General features: G+C 60.8%; 18 protein-coding genes and 1 tRNA gene. 7 read left to right on the plus strand and 12 right to left on the minus strand.

Features of this window, described 5'->3' with window-relative positions:
• The first annotated feature begins 104 nt into the window (after positions 1–104).
• The gene (gene nagA, locus ONB25_11355; protein MDZ7393480.1) at positions 105–1,274 is read left to right on the plus strand and encodes an N-acetylglucosamine-6-phosphate deacetylase; all 1,170 of its coding nucleotides are present in this window, start codon (positions 105–107) and stop codon (positions 1,272–1,274) included.
• A gap of 403 nt (positions 1,275–1,677) precedes the next feature.
• Here nagA and ONB25_11360 read toward each other — a convergent pair whose 3' ends face one another.
• Genes ONB25_11360 through ONB25_11370 form a run of 3 tightly spaced genes read right to left on the minus strand, consistent with a single transcriptional unit; the run spans position 1,678 to position 4,602 of the window.
• On the minus strand, positions 1,678–2,439 hold the full coding sequence (locus ONB25_11360) for a sugar isomerase domain-containing protein (protein MDZ7393481.1): 762 nt from the start codon (positions 2,437–2,439) through the stop codon (positions 1,678–1,680).
• Positions 2,440–2,449: 10 nt separating this feature from the next.
• Positions 2,450–3,616 (minus strand): MFS transporter, encoded by a 1,167-nt coding sequence (locus ONB25_11365; GenBank protein MDZ7393482.1) that lies wholly within the window; start codon positions 3,614–3,616, stop codon positions 2,450–2,452.
• Between the two features lie 20 nt (positions 3,617–3,636).
• Entirely contained in the window at positions 3,637–4,602 is a 966-nt protein-coding gene (locus ONB25_11370) for an ROK family protein (protein ID MDZ7393483.1), read from the minus strand.
• Between the two features lie 362 nt (positions 4,603–4,964).
• Here ONB25_11370 and ONB25_11375 point away from each other — a divergent pair, with 362 nt between their 5' ends.
• From ONB25_11375 to ONB25_11395, 5 genes are all read left to right on the plus strand, one after another.
• Positions 4,965–8,144, plus strand: a complete 3,180-nt coding sequence (locus ONB25_11375) for a TonB-dependent receptor (GenBank protein MDZ7393484.1) — start codon at positions 4,965–4,967, stop codon at positions 8,142–8,144.
• 7 nt (positions 8,145–8,151) lie between these two features.
• Complete coding sequence (locus ONB25_11380; protein MDZ7393485.1) at positions 8,152–9,504, plus strand: glycosyl hydrolase family 18 protein; 1,353 nt, start codon at positions 8,152–8,154, stop codon at positions 9,502–9,504.
• A 58-nt stretch (positions 9,505–9,562) separates the two neighbouring features.
• Positions 9,563–11,665: a hypothetical protein gene (locus ONB25_11385; GenBank protein ID MDZ7393486.1), complete on the plus strand. Its 2,103-nt coding sequence runs from the start codon at positions 9,563–9,565 to the stop codon at positions 11,663–11,665.
• A 31-nt stretch (positions 11,666–11,696) separates the two neighbouring features.
• Positions 11,697–12,716, plus strand: coding sequence for a PorV/PorQ family protein (locus tag ONB25_11390; protein ID MDZ7393487.1), 1,020 nt, complete (start codon positions 11,697–11,699; stop codon positions 12,714–12,716).
• A gap of 125 nt (positions 12,717–12,841) precedes the next feature.
• Positions 12,842–13,831 (plus strand): hypothetical protein, encoded by a 990-nt coding sequence (locus ONB25_11395; GenBank protein ID MDZ7393488.1) that lies wholly within the window; start codon positions 12,842–12,844, stop codon positions 13,829–13,831.
• Between the two features lie 124 nt (positions 13,832–13,955).
• Here ONB25_11395 and ONB25_11400 read toward each other — a convergent pair whose 3' ends face one another.
• Positions 13,956–15,146 (minus strand): redoxin domain-containing protein, encoded by a 1,191-nt coding sequence (locus ONB25_11400; protein MDZ7393489.1) that lies wholly within the window; start codon positions 15,144–15,146, stop codon positions 13,956–13,958.
• Between the two features lie 29 nt (positions 15,147–15,175).
• The gene (locus tag ONB25_11405) at positions 15,176–17,170 is read right to left on the minus strand and encodes a S9 family peptidase (protein MDZ7393490.1); all 1,995 of its coding nucleotides are present in this window, start codon (positions 17,168–17,170) and stop codon (positions 15,176–15,178) included.
• Between the two features lie 309 nt (positions 17,171–17,479).
• Between ONB25_11405 and ONB25_11410 the strand changes: the two genes are divergently transcribed.
• On the plus strand, positions 17,480–17,839 hold the full coding sequence (locus tag ONB25_11410) for a VOC family protein (GenBank protein MDZ7393491.1): 360 nt from the start codon (positions 17,480–17,482) through the stop codon (positions 17,837–17,839).
• An 89-nt stretch (positions 17,840–17,928) separates the two neighbouring features.
• Here ONB25_11410 and ONB25_11415 read toward each other — a convergent pair whose 3' ends face one another.
• The 7 genes from ONB25_11415 to ONB25_11445 all read right to left on the minus strand — a co-directional run.
• Positions 17,929–18,387, minus strand: coding sequence for a hypothetical protein (locus ONB25_11415; GenBank protein MDZ7393492.1), 459 nt, complete (start codon positions 18,385–18,387; stop codon positions 17,929–17,931).
• Positions 18,388–18,406: 19 nt separating this feature from the next.
• Positions 18,407–19,867 (minus strand): aminoacyl-histidine dipeptidase, encoded by a 1,461-nt coding sequence (locus ONB25_11420; GenBank protein ID MDZ7393493.1) that lies wholly within the window; start codon positions 19,865–19,867, stop codon positions 18,407–18,409.
• Between the two features lie 101 nt (positions 19,868–19,968).
• On the minus strand, positions 19,969–21,567 hold the full coding sequence (locus tag ONB25_11425; protein MDZ7393494.1) for a hypothetical protein: 1,599 nt from the start codon (positions 21,565–21,567) through the stop codon (positions 19,969–19,971).
• A gap of 88 nt (positions 21,568–21,655) precedes the next feature.
• Positions 21,656–21,856, minus strand: a complete 201-nt coding sequence (locus ONB25_11430) for a cold-shock protein (protein MDZ7393495.1) — start codon at positions 21,854–21,856, stop codon at positions 21,656–21,658.
• 298 nt (positions 21,857–22,154) lie between these two features.
• A tRNA-Met gene (locus ONB25_11435) sits at positions 22,155–22,228 on the minus strand.
• A gap of 277 nt (positions 22,229–22,505) precedes the next feature.
• On the minus strand, positions 22,506–23,204 hold the full coding sequence (locus ONB25_11440; protein MDZ7393496.1) for a hypothetical protein: 699 nt from the start codon (positions 23,202–23,204) through the stop codon (positions 22,506–22,508).
• A 257-nt stretch (positions 23,205–23,461) separates the two neighbouring features.
• On the minus strand, positions 23,462–24,425 hold a 964-nt coding region (locus ONB25_11445; protein ID MDZ7393497.1), incomplete at its 5' end, for a YCF48-related protein.

The raw sequence follows: 24,425 nt of genomic DNA on the forward strand, positions 1-24,425 counted from the left end.
GCAACAAATGGGAGCAAATGCAAGGAGACCTCGTGCGGGACAAAAACCTTGCGCTGTTCGCGAAAAAAGGCTATATTCGAGCCAACACGACACAGGAGCTGACTATGCCAGAACGCCTCTGTATCAGAGACTGTCGCCTCTATGACGCTCCGGACGGCGCTCCGCCCGTGGACGTGCTCGTCGAGCAGGGGCGCATCGCCGCCATAGGCCAGCATCTGCCGCTGCCTTCCGACGCCGCCGTCCTTGACGCTTCCGGCAGAGCGCTCGCGCCAGGGTTCATTGATGTGCACATCCAGGGTGCAGGCGGTGCGGATGTCTTAGACGGCACCGCCGAAGCGCTGACTACCATCGCCCGCACCCTGCCCCAGTTCGGCGCCACGAGCTTCCTGGCCACTACCGCCTTCCACTTCGACAAGCCGAACCATCACCTCCAGGTCGCTGCGGGCTTGGCGGGCCAAGACCTGGGCGGAGCCAATCTGCTGGGCCTTCACCTGGAAGGCCCCTTCATCAACCCAGATAAGCGCGGAGGGATGAGTCCCACGTGTATCGGCCCGGCCTCCGCGAAGACCCTGAACGAAATCCTCCGCCTCACCGGCCCAACCCTCAAGATGATGACCGTCGCCCCCGAGTTGCCGGGTGTGGCGCCTTTGGTTCGTGAGCTTGTCGCGGCCGGCGTGATCTGTTCCTTCGGCCACTCGGCGGCCACGTATGAGCAAGCCCTGCAAGGCTTCAGTGCAGGCATGGGGCATGTGACGCACCTTTTCAATGCCATGGGACAGTTTCATCACCGCGACCCAGGCCCATTACCGGCTATAGTGGAGAGTCCGCACGTGACGGCGCAGCTCATCGCCGACGGGGTGCACGTGCACCCGGCGGCAGTACGCCTGGCCTGGAAGCTTCTCGGGCCCACTCGCCTGGTGCTCATCACCGACGGGATTCAGGCCATGGGTCTTCCGGAAGGCAGGTACCTCTACAATGGCCGTGAGTACGAGTCGCGCGAGGGCATTGCCCGCTACTTGGACGGCACGCTCATCGGGACCGCAGTCGGCCTCAACCGGCTTGTGTGCCGCCTGCAACAGTTCACGGGCTGCTCTCTCAAAGAGGCCATCGAGGCGGCCTCGGTCAACCCGGCCCGTGTGCTCGGGCTGGAGGGCAAAGGCACCCTGGCCGTAGGCAAGGACGCCGACCTGGTACTGCTAGGGGACGACTGCGAGGTGTGGGCGACCATGGTGGGGGGAAAGGTTCGATTTCAAAAGGACTCGCATTCCCCCTGAAGCGGTCTAGGCGAATATCTCTCGACCGTTTGTCACCTCTCTGCTTGGTAGCGCGAGAGGCAAATCATTCGCCAGAAGCAGCGTCGATCCCCAACCACAGATCGGCACGGATGGACACGAATGGCACAGCCGAAAGGCGATGCTCCGACAGTGCCGCACCCAGCACCTTCGCCCAAGTACTGTAGGGCAAGTCGGGGCCTTGCACTACGGTGACGCTTATGCCCCCCTCTTTCTACCCCCTGCCACGGATCGCAACGGATTGGCGGAATACAGGCCCAAGCCCGTGTCATGGACTTAGCGGAGCCACGATTCAATGCAGCGCGACCAGCCTGGCGCCCCACAAAAAAGCCTCCCGGAGAACTCCACCCGGGAGGCCCATCGCAAACGCCAAGCGCGTCTGTTCCTACACCCCCGCAATCCTCCGCTTGTACTCGGCCAACGCTTCGCTCAGGCGCTCGCGCGCGGTGGTGTCGCCAGGCACATTGTGCGAAGGATGAATGTACAGCCGATGCCCCTTGTCCACCAGAATCTCTGCCACCGTGGTGATGATCATCCACACCGCAGTGGTAAAAGCAATAGTGGAAATCGGCCCTATGTTGTCCACGTGATTCTTGAGCGGCACCACCGCGTCCCGGGCAGGCACGCAGGTGTCCACCACCACATCCGCGATTTCGAAAATCTTTTTCCCCGAAGAGTGGCGCGTGGGAGTGTCCTTGAACGCCTGCGCGGAGCCGGTCGCCACCACCTTCATCCCCAGCCGCTTCGCCTCCAGCGCGATGTCGATATTCACATTGTTGATCCCCGAATGGGAAAAAATCCACATGGTGTCGCGCGGGTCAAAGGTGTAGCTGCGCATGATCTCTTTCCCATAGCCTTCCACCCTTTCGAGGAAGACGAACTGGTGCACGCCCATCTCGCCCACGATGTGGGTGAAAAACGACAGCGGGAGTTCGATCATTGGGTGAAAACCCACAAACCCGCCGATGCGCGGGTACATCTCCTCCACCGGCAGTGTGGCATGCCCGCAGCCGAAGGTGTGTACCCACCGGCCCGCAGCAATTGACTGGGCCATGATCTCCGCGGCCTTGGCAATATTGTCACGTTGCGTGGCCGCGATCTCGTCCATAACCTTTCGCGCATGTGTAAGCCAGATGTCCGCCAGCATAGTCGCTCCCTTACATTTGCTCGGTCTTGCCCGAAAGACGTTCCTTGACAATCGTGAACAGGGCCGCCACGCAGAGGAGGCCCAAGGGGATGAGCACAAACGAGGTGCGCAGGCCGTGCGCATCCCCTATCACGCCCGCAAGAGCAGGCAGAGTCATGCCCCCAGTGAGCGCCATGACAAAGGCAATGCTGAACGCCGTGCCGGAAAGGGTGCCATAGGCATCCCCTACAAAGCTGAGCACGATGGGGAAGATCCCCGCAAATCCCGCGCCCACTAGCAACAGCCCAGCCACTGCCAGCTCAACGCGTGAGGCGAGCAGCGTCATGAGCGCGCCGACAAACGCCAGAGCGACGGCCAACCGCATCACCGCCGCGCGGTAGGCCGGCTTCAGCCAGAATCCCAGCGCCAGTCGCGCCCCTACCAGGCCCAGCCAGTAGAAGCTCAGATAGAGGACCGCCTTGCTTTGCGGAATGCCCAGCTCCTCCTGTAGGAACACCGCGCTCCAACTTCCGGTGGTGATCTCCATCCCGCTCTGGAAAAAGAGCATGCCCCCCAGCAGGAGCAGTGTGGGCTGAGCCAGCAGGCGCAAACCCTGCCGAATCGGAAAACCCTGTTCTTGCTTCGGCCTTGGAAAGGGAATCGTCAAAATGAACACCAGGGGGAAAATCACCGCCGCGCCCACGATGCCGATGATCCACTGGTACGAACTGCGCGTCCCAAGCCCTCCCAATAGCAGGGGGACGCCCATGGCACCCACGCCGAAAAACACGCCGAGCAAGTTGAGCCCCGCGCCGCGACCCTCCTCAGCGATATCGGCCACCAAGGCGTTGGTTCCCCCGTTGATCACGCCCCCGCCACAGCCGATGAGGAACACAAACAGACGCAATACCGCCATGGAGGGAGCCAGGGCAATCCCTTCAAACCCCACCAGGAGCAGCCCAGTGCAGAACGCAAGCAAGGCCTTGTACCCATAGCGGTCGGCGATCGGGCCAAAAACAAGCGAGCCGGTGAGGATGCCGAAGGAGAGCAGCGCCATCAGTGAGCCGGCCGCGCTCTTGTCGATGCCAAACTTGGGGATGACTTCGGGAAGGATGGCGCCAAGGGTCGTGAGCACAATGCCGAACATGAGCATGCCCGCGCAGCAAGCGGCGAAGACGTGCGATCGACGATAGCTCATTGATCCCTCTTGGTGATTTGTCAGGAGACGGCGTCCCAGGCCAGGCGAGCGGCTCCGTACAGCCCAGCTTCGCCGCCCAGCGCGGAAGCGACCAGGTGCACCTGGGTGATGCTTATCGGCTGCGCCCAGAGACGGGCTTCTGCTGCAATTCGATCCAGGAACTGCACCGCTGGCCCAAATACCCCCCCGCCGAACACAATCCGTTCAGGATTGAAAAGGCTCACCAGGTTGGCCACGGCCATGCCCCAGAAAGCCACGCATTCGTCAAAGACCCGCGCGGCCAGTGGGTCACCCGCAGCGTAGGCCGCGAAGACGTCCGGAGCAGTCAGCAGGTCCAAAGACTTGGCGCGAAGAGCTCCCTGGTAGGTGGCGTCGTGCGCCACCATCTCCCGGGCAAGCCTGGCGATCCCTTCGCCGGAGGCATAGTACTCAAAGCAGCCACAGCTCCTGTACTCAGCGCGGTAGGGCCTGTCCAGCGCCATCCAGCCGATGGCGCCCGCCACATCGCGATGGCCGCGTAGGACTTTTCCGTCAACCAGGATGCCGGCGCCGATACCCGTACCCACGGCGAGAAAAATGGCATTCTTGCACCCTTTGGCTGCCCCCTGCCACGTCTCCCCCACGATGTAAGCGGCCCGGTCGCTGTCGATAGTCACCGCCAACGCGTGCGCTGCAGGCACCGTCTGGATTTCTTCCCGGAGGGGATAATCTTCCCACCCGGGGATGTTCGGCGCCCACACGTGCCCGCTGGCGGCATAGGCGATGCCTGGGACCGACACTCCCAGCGCGCGCGGCGCATAGCCCTGCTCTTTAGCCACCCCAAGAAGCAAAACAATCTGCTCGCGAATCAGCTCCCCCACTGCGCCGCCGACCCGACCTTGGAGGGGCACTACCTGCTTGTGCACCAGTTTTCCTTCCTGGGTAAAAAGAGCCGCTGCCAACTTGGTGCCGCCGAGATCCAGCGCCAACGCAACAGGTGCGTTCATAAGCGGTTTGCCTCCAGCCTGCTTCGCCAGACACATGCAGAGCGTTGCCAATATAGGAAAACCCGCGCCGCTTTGCAAGCGAAAAAACGCGGTCGGTGGTGCGGTAGCCCCCTTCGGTGGCGGCGCAACCGAAAAAAATAACTTGACATTTGCGCTCATGGGCGTTAAATTGCATTGGCTGCCGATGCACCTTTGCTTGTAAACCAGCCCGCTTAGAGAGGTAGCCGCCAAGATGTTATCACTGGGCTGCCCCCTAGAAACTCGAAGGGCGTTACGGGGAACTGGAAAGGGCGCAGCGCGAACACTGCGGTCAACCCGGAAGAAAGGGCGCATGGTGCCCAGATAGACTGGAGGAACCGAGCATGTTGCGATGCACATTTCCTCTACGCCGGCTGCTGGTGTGGGCCGTTTTGCCGGTGGTTTTGGTGAGCATCGTGCCGCTGGGTGCATATGGTGCGAACGGCAAGGTAGCCGGAAGAGTGTACGATGCGCAGACCAAGGAGCCACTCCCCGGGGCCAACGTGATTGTGGAGAGCGTCTGGCAAGCGGACAAGGTTGTGCCCCTGGAGGTGAAGATGGGTGCGGCCGCTGACCGCGAGGGCTACTTTGTCATCCTCAATGTGCCGCCAGGCACGTACAACATCAGGGCCTCGATGATGGGTTACGGCCCGGTGGTCAAGCAGCAGGTGCGTGTGAACCTTGACCGCACCACCACCGTGGACTTTGCGCTCACCACCCAGGTGTTAGAGATGGGGGCGATCGAGGTGGTTGCCGAGCGCGAGCCCATCCGCGCCGATGTTGCTGGGACGCAGGAGATCATTCTCACCGAGCGCCTGGCCGAGACGCCGGTGATGCGTGTAGATGAGTTCGTGAACAAGATCAAAGGGGTGCAGCTTGTCGCGGATAACGACGGCCATGGTCTGAGCATCCGCGGCGGAGGCATCCGTGAGACCGACGTGCGCATCGACGGCATTTCGCTGCGCGACCCTCGCTCGGAGAACTCCTACCTCTCGCTCAACTCCACGTCGGTGGAAGAGTTGCAGGTGCTCACCGGCGGTTTCCAGGCCAAGTACGGCGGGTTCCGCTCTGGCTTAGTCAATGTGGTCACCAAGGAGGGGCGCCGCGACCGCTACTCGCTCTCTTTGCGCCTGGACGCCACCCCCGGCGGCCAGAAAAAGTTTTTCGGCGTCAACCCGTGGAGTGACGAATCGTGGATCTATCGCGTCTTTGCCGATACCAGCGAACATGGCTACGCATGGAAAGGCACTATTGGCGACACTACGGTGCCGGAGGAGCTGCGCTACTTCCGCGGGTGGAAGAACAAGAACGAAGGGAGAAGCAACTACGAGGCGATCGGGATCCCGCGCCTGGCCAAGCTTACCCCCGAGCAAAAGCTTGCGCTGTGGAAACGGCAACACCCGCAGTACCGCTTCGCCGACAAGCCGGACGTCTTTGTCGAAGGCACGCTCACCGGACCGGTGCCAGGCGGCGGGCTGCCCGTGTTGGGGGCGTTCCTAGGTCGAACAACCTTCCTCGCGGGCTTCAAGTACGAGGACACGCAATTCGCCTTCCCCATCGGGCCGCGCAACAACTATGTGGACTGGAACGGCCAGCTCAAGCTCACTACCACCCTGAGCCCCAGCATGAAGCTGTCGCTCAACAGCATGTACGCTGAGGTCAATACCCTGACCGCTGGCCGGCCCAGCACCTTTGGCGGCGCGCTCATCGACAATTCAAGCCGCTTCAATTTCCTGAGCAGCACAGAAGCATCCGTGGCGCAACAGGCAGCGCTCCTGGGCGGCAGCAACGGCTTTGTGCAGATGTTCAATAAGAGTCGGCTGCAATTCTACGACAAGCGTCTGGTGGTCGGTGGAGCCAAGTTCACTCACACCCTCTCGCCCAAGGCATTCTACACGGTTGACCTTCAGATGGGATACACCGACAGCAAACTCACCCCTTTTGCCCTGGACACCTCACGGGCCGACGCCTGGTTCATGTTGGATAGCACCTACCGCGTATTGGATGTGCCGAGCAAGGGCACGCCCAACGGTTCCACGAACTGGTTGACCGACATCACCAACATGTTCTGGCTCTACGGTGGGCTGCAGGCTGCCGACTCCTCTTACTCGTGGTCGGCCAACCTCAAGATAGACCTCACCGCCCAGCTTGGTCGCCATCACCAGGTGGAAACAGGATTGAGTGTGGACTATAACTACATGTTCGTGAACTCCGGCACCTGGCTACAATCGGAACAGAGCTGGACACCCGACACCTGGCAGTACTACACGGCCAAGCCGCTGGAGATTGGCCTCTACGCGCAGGACAAGCTCGAGTTCCAGGGCATGATCGCTACCATCGGGCTGCGAGCCGACTACTTCAATCCCAACAAAAAGTCCTATCTGGTCGCCCATCCTCTTGATCCGGACTATGCCAACTTTTTCAACCTAGTCTACCAGTACTTGCCGGGGAAATTCGGCTCGTGGGAAAAGTGGGTCAAGTTCCGCGAGATGCTGGACGAGCCACCGGGCTGGCCTGCCACGGAAGTGAAGACTCAGCTCAAACTCTCGCCGCGGGTAGGGGTGTCTTTCCCGATCACCGTGAACAGCAAGCTCTACTTCAACTACGGCCATTTCTACCAGCGCCCCAACCCAACGTTCCTGTACAATCAGGCGGTAATGCCGGGCGCCACCAATGTGCCCTGCCCGGACCTCACTATGGCCAGAACCGTTGCTTACGAGTTCGGCTACGAGCAGAATTTCTGGAAGGACTTTTTGTTTAACGTGACCTTCTACTACAAGGACGTGAAAGACGAACCGCTGTCGCGCTCCTATGTGGACTATTGGGAAGAGCAGACGGTGCAGAAGTACTTCCCGGATTTCTACAAGGATATCCGCGGGGCGGAGCTGCGTCTGGAAAAGCGCGTCGGGCGCTTCCTGACCTTCTGGGGGAATTACGAGTACCGACTGCAGACCACGGGCCGCACCGGACTTGCCTACGTGTATGAAAACCGGCTGCGGGCAGCAGAGGAGGAGCGGTGGCCCAACATCGTCACCACCGATCCACGTCCGTTAGCCCACGCCAATGTGAACGTCCACACGCCCATGAGCTGGGGACCGCGCCTGTGGGGCCTCTGGCCATTGAGCGGCATCTATGTCAACTTCTTCTTCGAGTGGCAGGACGGGGGACGGCAGATCATCAACCCACAGGAGCCTGAGGAGAAGCAACACCGAATCGAGGTGGTGGACTATTCCAATGCCGCCCTCCGAGCAGCCAAGATGATTCGCTTAGGGGGGGTAAGCATTGAATTGGTGGCCACCGTGCAGAACCTGTTCAACCAGAAGCGACTCTCGTTCCAGAACATGAGCACGGCACAGTTTGACCGCTACAAGAACTCGCTGCACCTGCCGTTCGAAAGTGGCGATCAGCACGGCAACGACAAGCTGGGAGAGTGGAACAAGGACTACATCGACATCGGCTGGTTCACGGCACCCTTGTTCTTGAACCCGCGGCGGGTGTTGCTCGGCTTGCGGATCAATCTGTGATGAGAATATGAGGCAACGGCTGGTTGACCTTCGGCAGGGTTCTCTTGCATCGCTCTATGCATTGCTGCTTACCTGTGCTGTGAAGGCATCACCGCTAATTGTCGTAGGTTATTATCCAGCATGGGTGCAGCGGTCTTTTCCACCTCAGGCCATTGATTTTGCCTCCGTGACTCATGTGGCCCACGCTTTTGCCTGGCCTACTGCGGACGGAAACATGGCCATGTATGGCGAATTTGACGCTTATGGTTTTGTAGCCGTGGTGCACGGGGCTGATAGGAAAGCTATCCTCTCGTTGGGCGGGTGGGGACAGTCGGACGGCTTTTCGCCCATGACGGCAGACCCGGCGAAGAGGGCGCGCTTTACTACTGCCGTCAGGGACCTCTGTCTGAGCGCCGGCTACGACGGGGTGGATATCGACTGGGAATACCCGAGCGCTACTGACCGGCCCAACCTGACCACGTGGGTCAAGGAACTGCGACAAGCACTGAACACCCTGGTGCCGCCACGTTCACTCTCCGCCGCCGTGCCGGCTGGCGCGTGGGCAGGAAGCAGGTACGATTTTGCAGCGCTCCATCCTTACCTTGACTGGATTGGCTGCATGACCTACGACTTTCACGGCAGCTGGACCGCACACGCGGGGCACAATGCGCCCCTCTACTCCTCGGGCAATGATCCGTGCGGCTCGGCGCACGAAGCCGCAGTCTACCTCCTGTCCTGCGGGCTCCCGCGGCAGAAGGTTCTCATTGGCATCCCGCTCTACGGGCGGCTGTTCACCGCCGCGAGACTCTACGGCCCAAGCACCGGCGGGGCCGAGGTCTGGTACAGCGTGGTGACAAGCGACTACCTCCCCACCTGGCGCTACCACTGGGATGAAATCGCGAAGGTGCCTTACCTCACCAACGCTGGCGGCACCATGCTATTGAGCTTTGACGACACCAGCTCGGTCCGTCTCAAGTGTGCTTACGTGCGAGAGCAGCGGCTTGGCGGTGTGATTGTCTGGGCCCTGGGGCAGGATGTCGTGGGTGGGGAGCAGGTGCTCATGAGTACAATAGGGCGAGAGCTCCTGAGCGGTACCGTGGTGACCGAGCAAAAGGAGGCACCGAAAAATGCGGAGTTACGTTGTTTTCCCTACCCCTGCACGAATTGGGTCACCGTGGTGCATCGCACACCCGCCACACAGGCAGTGAGCGTGCGTCTTTGCGACATGCGCGGCAGAACAGTGTGTGAACTCCTCACCCCAAGTAGTCAGAGTGAAGGCCACGCCACTTTCGACCTCTCCGGGCTTGCCAGCGGACTCTATGTGTGTCAGGTGCTCGGGGAGTCAATGATAGGCACATGCAAAGTTCTGATCGTCCGGTAAGCGCTACTGTCATAAAGGGCTGTTCGAGGCCCACCACCTAAAAGTCGGAGAAAAGGAGATGAGGCGACAACTGTTGCGTGTGGGGCTGGTGGCACTGATGCTGAGCCTCTGGGCCACTTCGGCCCTGCCACAGAAGGACTACAACGGCCCGCCGCTCTTCATCGACGTCAACGCCATCAAGCTGGACATGAAAAAGTTGAACGGTGAAGGGCAATTTACCACCCAGTACAGCTGGATGCTCACCGGCACCGGCCCTGAAAAGACAGAGATCTTCTTTTATCCTCAGGACCAGTGGCATTCACAGCTTCTCTACCAGATCTTCAACCCCATCTGCCTCGACGACAGCGGCTGTGTGGACCAGAGGGGAAACCGGAAGATTATACCTACCCCCTTCGTGAGCAACGGGGTCAACGACTGGTCCATGGAGATAAGGCGTTATCGCCCGCCATACGTGACCGTGGACGGTGTGCCGCTGTACCGCGAGTACCGCTGGCAGGTGGACCCAAAGCTGAAGCCCGATATTGCGGCGATCTGGGAGGATATTCTGCCCTTCTGGGGCATTCGCACGCACGTGGAGGTCTATGCGTTCAGCAATCCCAACCACCAGGACTACATCATCTGGAAAGGCACCTACAAGTTCACTGGCGAGACCAGACGTCCCATCGAAAACCCTGGGCCGGAAGACTTTTTCCCCGACCAAACCATCCGTCTGTGGTGGCCGGTAGCCTTTAGTTTCGGGCCTTCGAAAGCTGGCGAGTACGAAGTGTTTGGCCATTTCGCGTATGAGGGGGAGGACGACCTGGATAGCTGGTTTGCGCGCAAGTCGCAGCTGGTGACCGGCCGGCCGCGGGATACGCTGAAAGTGGCGTACTACTGGGACTCGACGCTGGGCGGCAGCGCTGCTTATCCCAATGGCAGCCGAGACCACACCGGTGACCCGGACCGAACCACAGGTCACCTCATCTCGCCGCAAGTACCTGGCTACGCGTTGCTCTACGCCTGCAGCTCCCCCATTGACCCTGCCGACGACCCAGCCCAGCCCTACGCCATGCCCCACGCCGGTATCGTCAAGGACCTGTGGGGGCGGCGCGACTTTGGCCTGCGCGACACCTACATCGGCCACGACAGTCGGGGCAAGTTCCCCAAGGACATCATCACCGAAGGGTGGGCAACCAGTCCGGAAAAGGGGCCAATGCGCTTTGTCACCGTCGGACCTTATCGACTCACCAAGAACGCTGCCATCGGGCGGTATGATTCCATCACGGTGGTCTATGCCATCGGCGTTGGCTCGCTCTCCTGGGACATGGCCGACAGCATTGGCAAAGCGTGGTTTGCCGGCCAGATATCTGACCAGGAAAAGAACACCTGGGTGCTCAGCGGCCGTGACTCCCTGTTCAAGGTTCTCGATCGCGCCTACTGGGCGTGGAGTCGTGGGCTGGACATCCCCGATCCACCGCCGCCACCAGATTTGGAGGTCATAAGCGACGCCGACCGTGTAGTCGTAAGATGGTCGTACCCTGATCCCTCCTACTTCAAGGATCCAGACACAGGGGTGGATGACTGGTACGCTTGGCGCGTGTATCGCAAGAAGGGGGCTTCGTACGTGGGCGACCCGCAAGATGCTTACAGCGGCGAGCGCTGGCAGCTCATCTTCGAGACCACCAACCGCAATCAGACTACGTTCGTGGACACCGCGGTGACGCGCGGGGTCAGCTACTACTATGCCGTCACCGCAGTGGACGACGGCACACAGAACCGCGACGGGCTCTTCCCCGGGCAAAAGCTGGAGAGCTCGCGCTTTGCCAATCGCTCCGCAATGCCAGCTATACCATTCAAAGCCGGACTAGCAACCACCCAGCGCGTGCGCGTCGTGCCCAATCCGGCCTCCATCAGGGCCGGGGGCCTCGGCTTTCCGGGTGCACCAGACCGCATCCTCTTCACGCAATTGCCCTACAAGTGCAAGCTGCGCGTGTTCACCGAGACAGGCGACCAGATCATTAGCATCGACCACTTCGGGACCGATCAAGAGGTGTGGGATCAGCGCACTGACGCCAACCAGTACGTGACGAGCGGCATCTACGTGCTAGCCGTGACCGAGGCAGAGGACGTCGATGGTCATGCCCTGCCGGACCAGTTCGTCAAGTTCGTGCTGGTGCGGTAGAGTTTGGGGGCACTAAAGCGAGGAGAAGGCCATGAAGTACAGAGGAATGGTGCTATTGGCCATAATGCTCATGATGGCAGCATTGCCTGCGCAGAGCCAGATCATCAAGAAGGGGCAAGTGGGGTTCCGTTTCCTGGAAAACCCCATTTCCGCCGAGGCGGTGGGTCGCGGGGCCTTGGGGGTCGCCACTGCCCGCACTGCAAACGCGGCCTTTTGGAACCCTGCCGGACTGGCATGGATCGACGGTCGATGGGACGTGGCGCTGAACTACACCAAGGGGATCGCTGACATCAACCACACCTCAGCAGCGGCCGCGGTTGCCTTGCCACGCGTGGGCACCATCTGCGTCAATGCCATCATGATGGACTATGGTGAGTTCTACGGCACGCGCCGCGCCGACAATGAGCATGGGTTCATCGACACGGGCGTCTTCTCCCCTTCGGCGTGGTGCCTGGGCATTGCCTTTGCCCAGCGCGTCAGTGACCGCTTTTCCTACGGGGTGCACCTGAAATACGCTTACCAGGACCTGGGCGACGCGTGGGTGGCCACCGCCGGCTCCGACGTCAATGACCCCAACCTGGTCACCGCGCAGAAGTCATATGCACACGGCGAGCCAGCCGTGGACGTGGGCGCCGTGTATGACTTTGCCTACCACGGCATCCGCTTTGGGGCCGTCATCCAGAACGTGTCGCGCGAGATCCGCTACGAGCGGGACAAATTCCCCCTGCCGTTCGCAGTCAGCTTTGCGCTCAGTGTGAATCCCCTCTCGTTCCTGCTGGTCGATCTGCAGGAGCACGACCTCCAGGTTGGCTTTGAATCGCGTCACCCGCGTGACTTCAAAGAGAAGCTGAAGGTCGGGGCCGAATATACGCTGCACGAAACGCTCACCGTGCGTCTCGGCTACATGGGCAACTATGACGAGCGCGGACTCACTGCCGGCATAGGGCTGCGACAGAGTTGGGGCGGCTCCACCATGCGCATCGACTATGCGTTTCAGGATTTTGGCCTTTTCAACAGCGTGCACCTGTTCACGTTTGGCATAAGCCATTGACCTTGGTGGTGCTAGACCGTTGGCTCATTTAGTGCGCCATCCGCTGGGTCGCTGAAGCACCGATGGGGGCCCTCAAGACCAGGCAGTGACGCTGAACGGGAGACTAACTGCATGGGACAGAATCGATGATACGGTGGAGGCGTGTCCGCGACATTTTCACCTGCGTAGGCGTGGCATTGGGCATAGGAGTTTTGCTCATGGCGGCGTGCGCCACATCCCATCGAGCATCGCCGGCACGCCCGCGACCCCACGCGGATGTGGTAGCGGCAGCGCGTGCCGAACCGACCCCGTGGCTCCTTGAACCCGCCAGCCGCTGGATGCGCGACTTTTCCGGCTCGCCGCGCGACGATACCCTGGCCACCCCCACGGGCAAGCTCGAGGCAGAAGGGATCGGCAGCAAAACCAGGGTCTACGACCTTTTCGACCGCTGGCTTCTCCGCCCCGAGATCAGGGGCGACCGAGGCACCGCCTGGGCGGACATCACGGGCGAGTGCAAGGGAATGATCGAGCTTGATTTTGCCTTGACGCCGGAACAGTGGCAGGACCCTGTGCGGCGGCGCGCTTACTACCGCGCGGTGGACACTCTCATCACCACCATCGGCGAAACACTGCTTGCAGACTTTGGGGACGTCCTCAAGGGCCAGGAACGAAGACTGTTCTTGCGCGCGCTCAAAGCGTTGGCCTGGCAGGAAAGCAAGTGGCAACACTACCTGCGGTTCAAGGATTGGTTCTTCGTGGTCGTGAGCGGTGGCTCGTACAACAAACTGGACGACTGGGGGATCACCCAGCTGGCCCGCTCTTCATTCGACGAAACCGTGCTCCTCAACAAGAACTTTTTCGACAGCAAAGGGTACTGCTCGATCTCCAGCACCCTCTACTATGGCTTTATGCACTTTTATTTTTGCTACTTGGAGGCCCGGGACAATCCGCACAACGGCCCGAGCATCATGAACAAAATCGTGGGGGCATACAACCGCTACAGCTCCGGCTATAGCTCCAGTTGCTTCGACCTCGCGCAGAGCGACGAGGGGTATCGTTCCTACCAAATCCGTGCCATGGGGTCATTCAAGGACAATTTTGTCCTTGAGCCGTGGAAGGAAGCGATAGGGCAATGAAGCAGAAAGCTGCGGCAAGTTTGGGCAGTCGAGGCCCGGGGACCGCAGGAACGATCTTGCCAAGACGGGGCGCGCAGCTTCCACACGCAGCTACGCGCCCCGAGTCATTTTCCTTGCCCTGGCTTTAGGCCTGCAGGAGCTCTTTAATCTTCTGCTCGATCTTCTTCGCCTGGTTCTCGCCAGACCCCACCACGATCAATTGCACCACCCCATTCTGATCGATCACGGCCACCGTGGGAATGCCCTTCACGCCGTAGGCATCAAAGTTGGCCTTTGCCTGTTCTGCGCTCGCCACAGCGTAAGGAAAGGGGATTTCGTGGTGCGCTTTGAACTTCTTGATCCATTCCAGCTCCTCGGCTGGGGATAGGTCCGTGAGGTTCTGGCCCAGTTGGTTGAAGCGGCCGTAATACTTGGTCAGACCGATGATTTCCAAGCCCTTCTCGTGGTAATCGGCATACCACTTTTTCAGGTGGGGAAAGGTAGCGCGGCACGGTCCGCACCAAGGCGCCCAGAAGTCCAATAGGACCACTTTGCCCCGCAGGCCCGCCAGGCTTAATGGCTGGGCGTCGATCCACTGGCTGGCCTGAAAAGCAGGAGCCTTGGTCCCCACCAAGGCCAGCCTAGTCTGCGTCGCGCGCAGGTAGCCGGCAGCCCGTTCATCGCCCTTGGCTGCGGCGATCTCTTTCTTGAGAATATTCATCGCCTCGCGCATATCTCCCCGCGCGGCAACAATCTCCGCCTTGAAGCTTACGGCCGAATACCTCTGGTCCGCAGGGGACTTCGGCAGCGCGGCATCGACCCAAAACTCCGCCTTTTGCAAATCCCCGGCATCAAAGAACCCGTAGGCCAGGCCGAGACACTGACCAAAGTCCGGCTGAAGGCCGATCGCGGGCATGTGCTGCAGGGCAAACGCCTCGGCCTTCTGGAGGCTGTCGGCGTACAGATAGCTTTGCAGCAACCTAATGGCCGCCAGGCTGTCCTGCGGCCCCCGTGCGGCAAGGTACTTCTCCAGCGCCTGCTGCTCCTTGCCGTACTCGCCCAGCACTTGATAGAGTGAACCAAGGGCCAACAGGTCCTCGCCACTGACCCTTGCCAGCCTCACCCGCTCAGTGTAGCGACGCGCAAGTGCGGTCTGTGCCGTCCGGAGGCTGTCATAGTTGCGCGAGGTCTTCAGCCCCTTGACCCACACGCTGTCCACTTCCGCTGCTTTGGCCGCCAGATCCGCTTCTGGGGGCTTGCCGCAGGACGAGAACAACACAGCAAGGACGAATAGAAGCAGGCTCACTCCTAACCAGGTCTTGCTAACCCGTGCCATAGCCCGTATCCTCCTTGTCCACTGCGAAGCTACTCGATTTCGTCCAGCGAGGCGGGCATCTCTTTGCCTCGCAGGTAGTGCTCAAACCACGCGAACTCTTTTTTCATCTTGTGCATCTGATGCCGCAACTCTCCCGGACCATGACCGGCGCGCGGGAATACCACCATCTCCACCGGGCAGCCGAAATACCGCAATGCCTGATACATCTCCTGGCCCTGGGGGAAAGGCACCCTCTTGTCGTTCTCCCCCCAGAACAGCAAGGTGGGCGTGCGTGCCGCAGCTGCGTAGCGCACGGGCGATTTGTCGAGCCAAAAGTCAACTGCCTGGTACGGAGAGGAGGCATGCCAAATCTCTCGAATGTAGTGCATGTCCGTCTGGGCGTAGAAGCTAAACCAGTTGGCGCAGCCGGCGCCGGAAGAGGCACAGCGAAAGCGCTGCGTGTGCGTGATGAGCCAGTTAGTCAAATGGCCACCGGCGCTCCAGCCATGCACGGCCAGGCTCTCCGGGTGTACGATGCCTCGCTCCACCAGATGGTCCACGCCACTCAGCAGGTCATCCACATCCTTCTCAAAGTAGTGCCCGATGATGGCCCGCATCCACTCGTCGCCATAGCCCGTTGACCCACGGTAGTTTGGCTGCAAGAGCACGTACCCCTTGCCGGCAAGGACATGGGGGTAGGTGGCCCAACTGACCGAAAAGGCAAGCTGGTAGGAGCTTTCCGGTCCACCGTGAATCTGCAGGATCAAGGGATAGGTCTTGCCCGGGTCATAGTCGGGCGGGGTGATGAGAATGCCTTCCACCGTGGTGCCGTCGTAACTAGGCCAGCGGATGACCTGGTAGCGGGCCAGAGCTAAAGAGTCCACCAGCGGATTCATGCGCGTCAGCCGCTGGAAGGCTGGACCCTGCAACTGTGCAAGGTACACATCGGGCGGGTTGTAGGGGTCAGAACGGGTGCACACCAGTCGCTCTACCTCGGCCACGTAGTGCAGGCCGCCGATAACGCCTGCGGCATCAGTCAGCTGCTGCCATGTGCCACGGGCCGGACTAAGGGAAAAGAGCTGAGTGGTTACGCCCATGTTGGCGGTGAAGTAGATGGTGTCCCTCTTCTTGCCACCCCAAAAGTGCTCCAAGACCTGCCACCGAAAGCCGGGCAGAAGGTCTCGCACCTCACCCGTGGCCAGGTCCAGCAAGAAAATCGAGTCCTGGTAGTAGGTTTCAAGATTCTCATTGGCGTCGGACTGGAAGGTGATGGCTTTGCCGTCGGGTCGCCACGCCAGGCTCCGTTCAATGGCTTGGTTGGTGGTCAATCGGCGCACGGTCAGGGAGTCGAGCTCAAGCAAGTAGATTTCATTCTTCGGATCGTCATCCACCAGAGGAGTCGGCGCGGCGATGAAGGCGATCCGTCGGCCCCCCGGCGCCACGGCAAAGGTCCGGACGGACATGTTCCCCTGCGTAAGACGGCGCTCTGTACCACGGGGAATGTCGAACTCCCACAGATGTACGTTTTTCTCCGTCTGGCCATACAGATAGGCATCGTCCTTCTCTTTGCGCCGCTTCTCCACTGCCTCCGGCTCCGCATCAGGCGCCGTGAAGTAAATGCGCTCGCCGTCAGGAGACCATTCGTAGCTACCCACCGCCGTGGTGTGCGCTGTCAGCTTCCAGGCCTCACCGCCATCGGCCCGCATTAGGTACACTTGCGCCTTGTCGTCGCGGCTGCTGATGAAGGAGATGACTCTGCCGTCCGGGCTCCAGCGCGGCTGGGTGCAGCTCTTGTCGCCCCGTGTCATCTGCACCGGCTCGCCGTCGGATGTGGCCACACGCCACAAGTGCGTGACCCGGGTATTCTTGTCCCAGTCGGCCTTGGTAACCGCGAACAGCACAAAGCGCCCATCGGGGGATAACCGCGGACTCGCTACCTGCGAAAAGCGGAATAGGTCCGCGAAGGTCATCCGACGCGGTTGCGCGCCCAGGACCGCGACGATACAGAACAGAGCACAAATGCTTCCCGCCGCCTGTCTCCTCATGGCTGTCCCTCCGTACCACCTTTTGTGCATGATATGGCCTTCTTGCTCATCGGCGGCCTCTTGCCCGAGCTCTGTTTCGCGGAATCGGCTCGGGGGGTGCGATGTGGCTGGACCACGACTTTGCGCCGGCCCTTCTTCCTGAGAAGAAATTGCTTGACATTGATGTGAGAAGTTCGTACAATAAAATCACAATGCGTTGACCCCGCAGCGGCCTTTGCGTGACACCCAGGAGCGCACCGGCGCTATAGCGCACCAAGGGGGGTCTCCACGCGCCGGCATGACCCGAACTCAACGGAGGAGGACTCGGCCATGCCCGATTCTCTCGACCGGATCCTGCTCGCAGTGCGATCCATTGAAGAGGCCGTCGCCTTCTACCGTGGCGTGTTGGGGGCGAGGGTAAAGATGCGCCACCCCGACCTCTGTATTCTCACCCTGGGGGGCATCGAACTGTGCCTGCAGCTGGAGCGGCCGGAGCTTGCGGACGAGCGCCCGGTGAAGCACGGCTTTGCCTTCGGCTTCAGCGCCGGCGATCTGGACGCGGCCTACAACGAGTTGCGCACCAAGAAGGACGCCCACGTGCTCACCACGCCGCGGGAGTCCCGGCTGGGACGGTATTTTGAAATCGTCGACCCGGACGGGCATATCATCCGCTTCACCGAGCGCCGCTGAACCACCGGGCCTTTGGCCAGATGCTTCCTGTTCCTGCCCCGAGAGGGGGTCCGAACGGGCGCGGCAATCTCCGGGGCCGTCCCCACTTTTCAGGGGCGCCCCTCCGCAGGCACATGGGCGTAGGAGGCCGCCTTTTCGCGCCCGCACTCCGCGTACATTGCCAGAAGATCCACGCGGTCGGGCAGACAGCTCTGCACGAACTCTCCAAGCACTTCCTCTCCCCGTTGCCACGCCTCCGACTCAAAACGCTGCCTCTCCTGGCCCGAAGGCAAGTCCACCAACCGCCAGTATTCGGCCTCCCGTCCTGCGGCTACAAGTTCGAGGTACTGCAGATAGTGGCCCACCTCGTGAAAGAGCAAAAAGAGGGCATCGCGGCAATCGCCTTGCGCTGGTACAAAGACCACGATCGCCGGCCGGTCTGCCCGTGGTGCGAAGAAGTACGACACAGGCCCCTCCACCTGAACCAGCTGGATGGCCAGGCCAGGAAAGCGCTCCCAGCACAGAAAGGCCTTCGCCTGCGCTACGTGGTGGTGCCCCACTGTGGCCATGACTACTGCCTGTGGCTCTTTAGGCCTCGGCCAGCCGGGCCAGAGCGGCGGTGAGCAGGGCCCAAAAGTTCTCCACCGACTTGATGTGCACCCTTTCCTCAGGTGAATGCGGGTGCTGGATCGTGGGGCCGAGGGAGATCATGTCCATGCCAGGGAATTTCTCGCCGATGATGCCGCATTCCAAGCCGGCGTGAACCGCCATCACCTGCGCTTCCTTGCCAAAGACGCGGCGGTGGACCTCCTGCATGAGCGCTAACAGGGGCGATTGCACGTTGGGAGTCCAGCTGGGGTACCCGGCTGGCTGCTCGATCTCTGCCCCCAGCAGCTCCGCGAAGGCCTTCAACCGATTGCGCACCGCCTGCAACGCCGACATCACCGAGCTGCGGCTGCTCATCTGAATGACCGCGTGGCTCTCCTCACAAGCAAGGGTGGCCACGTTGTTCGAAGTCTCCACCAGGCCCTCAATCTCCCTGCTCATGGCCAACACTCCGTGGGGCAACACGAAAAGCGAGTTGAGGAGACGTTGCCAGCTACCCGTCTCTAACACCCGCGATGGCACCGACGACGGCCTCTCCACCGTCACACGGAGCCCAGGCTCTACGCTGCGAAACTCGAACTTGACCTCCTCGGCCGCCTTGTTGACGTTCGCGGTGAACTGGTCCACCTTGTCGGGGCGCACGACTACTTCGGCCCAGGCCTCACGGGCGATGGCGTTCCTCTTGTTCCCGCCGCCGCAGGCGCTCACCGCGTACTCGTAGGAGCCATCGGGGCGCCACAGCAACCGTGTGAGCACCTTCAGCGCATTGGCTCTGCCGGTGTTGATGTCGAGGCCAGAGTGCCCCCCGCGCAGGCCGTCCACCTGCACCCTTAGTGCCTGGCCCGCAGGCGCCGTCACGTAGCGCAGCGGCAGCTTGAGCACCGAGTCTGCGCCTCCTGCGCACCCGATGGTGTAGACACCTTCCTCTTCGCTGTCCAAGTTTAGGTACTTCTTGCCGGTGAGAAAGCCCGGCTTGATGTGCCGAGCACCGGTCAGTCCTGTTTCTTCATCGACGGTAAACAGGAACTCTAACGGGCCGTGCACCAGTGAAGTCTCCTCCATGACCGCCAGGGCTGCGGCTACGCCGATGCCATTATCCGAGCCGAGCGTCGTCCCCTGCGCCTGCACCCAGCCGTCCTCAATCTTCACCTGGATGGGATCCTTGCCAAAGTCGTGGCGCACGGCTGCGTTCTTTTCGCAGACCATGTCCAAGTGCCCCTGCAGAATCACTGTCTCTGCCTTTTCCCGGCCGCGCGTAGCCGGTTTGCGCACGACGATGTTGCCCACCTCATCACGTTCCGCCGTCAGCCCATGCCTTGCCGCCACCGCAAGGACATAGTCCCCCAGGGCCCTCTCGTTCCCCGAGCAGTGGGGAATCTTTCTGATCTGGTCAAAGTGTTCCCACAGCAGCCTCGGATTCAACCCTTGGAGCGGTGATGCCATAGCGTATACCTCCTAGTCTTATGCGATAAGAATGCCCGTCGCTGCTCCAGTAAGCTAAAGATAAGAGTGTTTGCGGAGAAATGCCACCACTTTTTGTGCGTTCAGACAGGGCGTGAGCGCCTGGCCTCTTGTCTGGCGCGTTGCAGTTCCTCAAGGTCTACGAGCACGTAAAAGCGAGGCCTCTCGCCGGAAAAGGACTCGAAAGACCTCCTCAGTCCGGGGAGATCTGTCAGCTCGAGGCTTTTCGGGCGCCGGGAGCGTATGTATGCCGCCAACAGCCGACGCACATGGAGGTGGTTGCTCACGTCCGGGGCTATCATCACGTAGCGATAAGGCGTCTTGCGCAAGACCCGCTCGAACGCACGACTTAGCACAGGGAAGAATTGGTGGTAGACTGCCGGGACAGTCCTTGGGATCTGAATGCGATCGATGACAATCGCCTTGGCAACGTCGCCCAGATCCAAGCAGTAAAAGTTCCCAATCCACTCCTGGTTGCGGAAAATGCGCATGTTGAAAAAACGCGGCTCAGAGAGGTGAGCGAGGGCAAGTTTCGCCTCACTGGTGCAGTCGGAGGAAAACCGTCCCTTCAGGAGGTCCATGTAGTCCTTGGTCGGATAGAGCACCAGCCGCTCTGCCGTGCACAGGAAACGACGCATTTGCACCGTGAAATGGACCTTCACGCCAAGGGCCAGGGGGTGCTGGCGGTATGCCGCGCAGAGGGGTCTAAGGGGTTGTTCGAGGACCACCTCTTCGAAAAGCTGATGTGCGCGCGTCAGTTCCACCTGGAGGTTGCCCAGCATACCGAGCAGACGGACCTGCTCATCCTCTGGGATTTGGAAGGTGCGGGCGGCGCGTTCAGCTGCACGCAACCGGCGGGCCCACGTCTCCTGGTCCGCGGCAGCTCGGACCATCGTGGTCAGAGCGTTCCGTTGGTAGACAGTGAGACGCATATGCTCCAGCCGCCGCACAAAACTCTCGATGGGGGCCTGGGGGCGCAATACGCGCTTGTACAACATAATCGGCACGCGGCGGAACAAAAGCTCCGCCATGCCATTGTGCAGGGTCACCGAATTCGGCCCCTCGTCCAATCCCTTGCGAATAAGGTTCAGCACATCGTCGTTGCCGACGGCAAAGAGCGTGTGCGCCAGCAACAAGAATCGAAACTTCCTCACCTGCTCCCGATCGCCCGCACCAGACTTCAAGAGCGCCTTGCACAGGGACCTGAGGTGGTTGGCCATCGTCCGCACCACCAGGTGATATCGCGCCTGGGTCAGCTGTTCGCGCAGCTGATCACGAACTCTGCCAGGTAATAGGCCGCCATCGGCCTCATCGGCAAGGAGATTGGACAAGAAAGAAACAAGGTCGGACTCCCGGGCAATACGTTGCACGAATGGCATGTAGGGTGCAAACAGTGCGGGGTCGCGCTCAAGTGACAACTCGGCGGAGGTGCGAATGTCCATTTGCGACACTCGCACCAATTGGGTGCGGAATTGATAGAGCCGCAGCGTGATGGTCTGCGGCAGGACCGAAAGGGCCGGCGGAGACTGCAGACGCACCTGGGAGGCAAGTCGCTGCACCCGCCCCATATGGGTCCGGGTGAAGCCCGGCGGTGGCGTCTTAATCGCAGCGCGGATCTGTTCGATGGTGGTCAGCCGATAGGGCGGTTCAACATACGTGCTGTCGCGCTGTTCAGGAGCCATACCTCATCAGTCAGCAGGGAGCCCTCACAGGAGTAGGAAAAAAAACCCCGACGCGGAAGGCGTCGGGGTGTGCGGGATACTGTCGCGGTCAGATGACCGAGACGTTCGTGGCTTGCAGGCCCTTGGGGGTCTCCATGATGTCGAACTGGACACGCTGGCCTTCGCTCAGCTTGCGGAATCCTTCCCCTTCAATCTGGCGGTAGTGCACAAACACATCGCCACCAGAATCGCGGGTAATGAACCCGTACCCCTTGGCCTCGTTGAACCACTTTACCACTCCCTGTTCCATGCTGCAAAATCCTTTCAAAACAGTGAGACTGACCAGTACAACCGGAGTCTTGCAGCTCTGTTCGGAACGCTCGGCGGACCGCGAGAGCATCTCGCCCACCCGTTCGCCGCGCCCTCGCCTCCTCCCCCGCGGCACTACTGCGCGTACAACAGAGGGCTGACATACAGTACTTCGGTGTACCAACAATTGCGGCCTAAATGTAGCAAGAAAGTGCCAAGAATGCAAGCTTTTTCTTCGCATTCTTGCTGGCTATTCGGCCCAAAATAAGAAGGGCAGCCTCGCGAGCTGCCCTTGCTCGTAGCGGGGGGTGGATTTGAACCACCGACCTTTGGGTTATGAGCCCAACGAGCTACCAGACTGCTCCACCCCGCGATTTCGGTTCATAATATACAACAATTTTCGCCAAAATCAAGGCCTTTTTTCGCGCCTGTCCCCCCAGAATGAAAACAGCGCACCTCCTCTCCTCTGGGCGCATGCTTCCGGTGGCAAGCACCCGTCAGCCCGGGTCAGGTCATCCAACCTACGGAGCGTTGGTCGCCTGATCTCCCAGTCGGCCAAAGCGCGCGAAGGCCCACGGGGGGTGTCGTCTGGTTGCGTCTCTCCCTTCGTCCCCGTTCTCAGTTGCACTATCTCCCTGCCATCCCGGCCCTCAATGAAGGAGAAGGATCTTCAGCTTGGCGCGGGCCGGGTCATTGTCCAATCCCACCAGGTAGACGCCAGCGGGGCATTTCGCCCCTCGCTCATCCCTTCCGTCCCATGGAATTGCCCTGGACCGTGTCCCACCCGGGGGCACCACTAGGCGCCGCACGAGCCGGCCCGAGACATTACGGATCTCAAGCGCCGTGGGCTTGCCCTCTCCTCCCGTAAGGATGATCATCATATCGCCTGGACACGGATTCGGGTACGCCGCTAACTCGAAACTCTCGAGGAGCCGAACTAGGCCTTTGTCGGGCACATTGAGGCCGGAAACCCAGCGATAGATGGAGGCACCGATCCCCACTGCCCAGCCATGGGCGCTGTCCAGGAAATACAGGTCACTGCAGAAGAAGCGTGCCTCCTCCTCGCTGCTCGCCAAGCGCTGCCAGGTACTGCCCCCATCCACTGTCCAGTAGCCGGCGAGCCAGCCCTCCTCCCGGGTAACGAAATGCACGCAGGGGCCAAAGGGCCCGCACTCTTCCCAGCTCCTGCCCCCATCCAGAGTCCGGATCGAACGCGCGGTACCTACTGCCCAACCCGCCACAGGGTCCACGAAAAAGACATCCTCGAAAGAGCAATAGGGTGCAGACCCACGATACTGCTCTATCCAGGAAGCACCGCCATCCGCCGTAAAGCACACGTCCGCGTACAAGCCCCTGTTTCCTACGGCCCACCCACAACAGGAGTCCACGAAGAACAGACTCCGTATCTCCAGTGGTAGTGAGTCGTTTATCTGCCACGACCGACCGCGATCACTGGTGCGAGCGAGCAAGGACTGCCCCGGGGACAGATACGAGATCCACCCTAAGCTGTCATTGAGAATGAAGGCCGCTATCGGCGTGCCCGGTACAGGGGGAGGGAGGGATACCCACGTGACCCCTCCATCCGCAGTATAGTAGACACTATCTCCTAATGCCCATCCGTGGAGGGTATCGGACGAGAACATGGACAACCAAGGCACATAGGGGCATGGCTGCCAGGTTGCCCCTCCGTCGGCAGTGCGCAGAGTCTGTCGCCAGTCACCCATCCATGGCGGTGGTCAGCGAAATAGACCCTGCGGAGCGCTCTGGCGGGGACTGGCATGAGAGGGTGCCACTCCTGACCGCCGTCCGCGGTGCGAAGGATAGTACCTTCTGCGCCAGCCAGAAAGCCCGCTTCTTTGCCCACGAAGACCACGTCATTGCCGGCGGGTGCAAAGGGGAGCACGTGCGTTACCCACGTCTCCCCGCCATCGGTGGTAGCAAACAGGGAAGGAGCCTGCCGTCCATGCAGTCCTCCGGGGAGTCTGCCAAGTGCAACCCAACCTTCACGGCTGTCAATAAAGAAAAGCGAGGTAAGAGGAAAGTCCAGGTCGGTAACTCTCACCTCCTGCCAGGAGTTTCCTCCATCGATGGTTCTAAGAACCGAGCGACTGGATTCAAGCAGCCAACCGTGAAGACGGTCAACGAAAAACACGTCTACGTATGTCGCTTGAGGGACCGTCACCGGATGCCACGCGACGCCCCCGTCAGTAGTGTGGAGAGCCGTGCCATCGGTCCCAACTACCCACCCCCATAGGCTATCGGCAAAGCAGACGGCACACAGTGTGGCTGATACACCACTTGCCTGGCGGACCCAGACCCCTCCCCCGTCCGAGGTGCTCACAATTGTACCGCTGTCGCCAACTGCCCAGCCGCGCACGCTGTTGACAAAGGACACGTCGCGCAGCGCCCTGAACGGGACTGACAGCTGCCACCTCCAGGTTGTGCCACCATCCGGAGAATGCAAGACAAAACCGTTGGCATCGCCCCCCTGGGAAAGGTGTGCGACACCCACCACCCAGACGAGACTGTCCTCTATGGCCGCCAAGCCGTGGACCTCGGGTCCATAGCAT

This window comes from candidate division KSB1 bacterium (assembly GCA_034506335.1).
Lineage (GTDB): Bacteria > Zhuqueibacterota > Zhuqueibacteria > JANLFK01 > Oleimicrobiaceae > Oleimicrobium.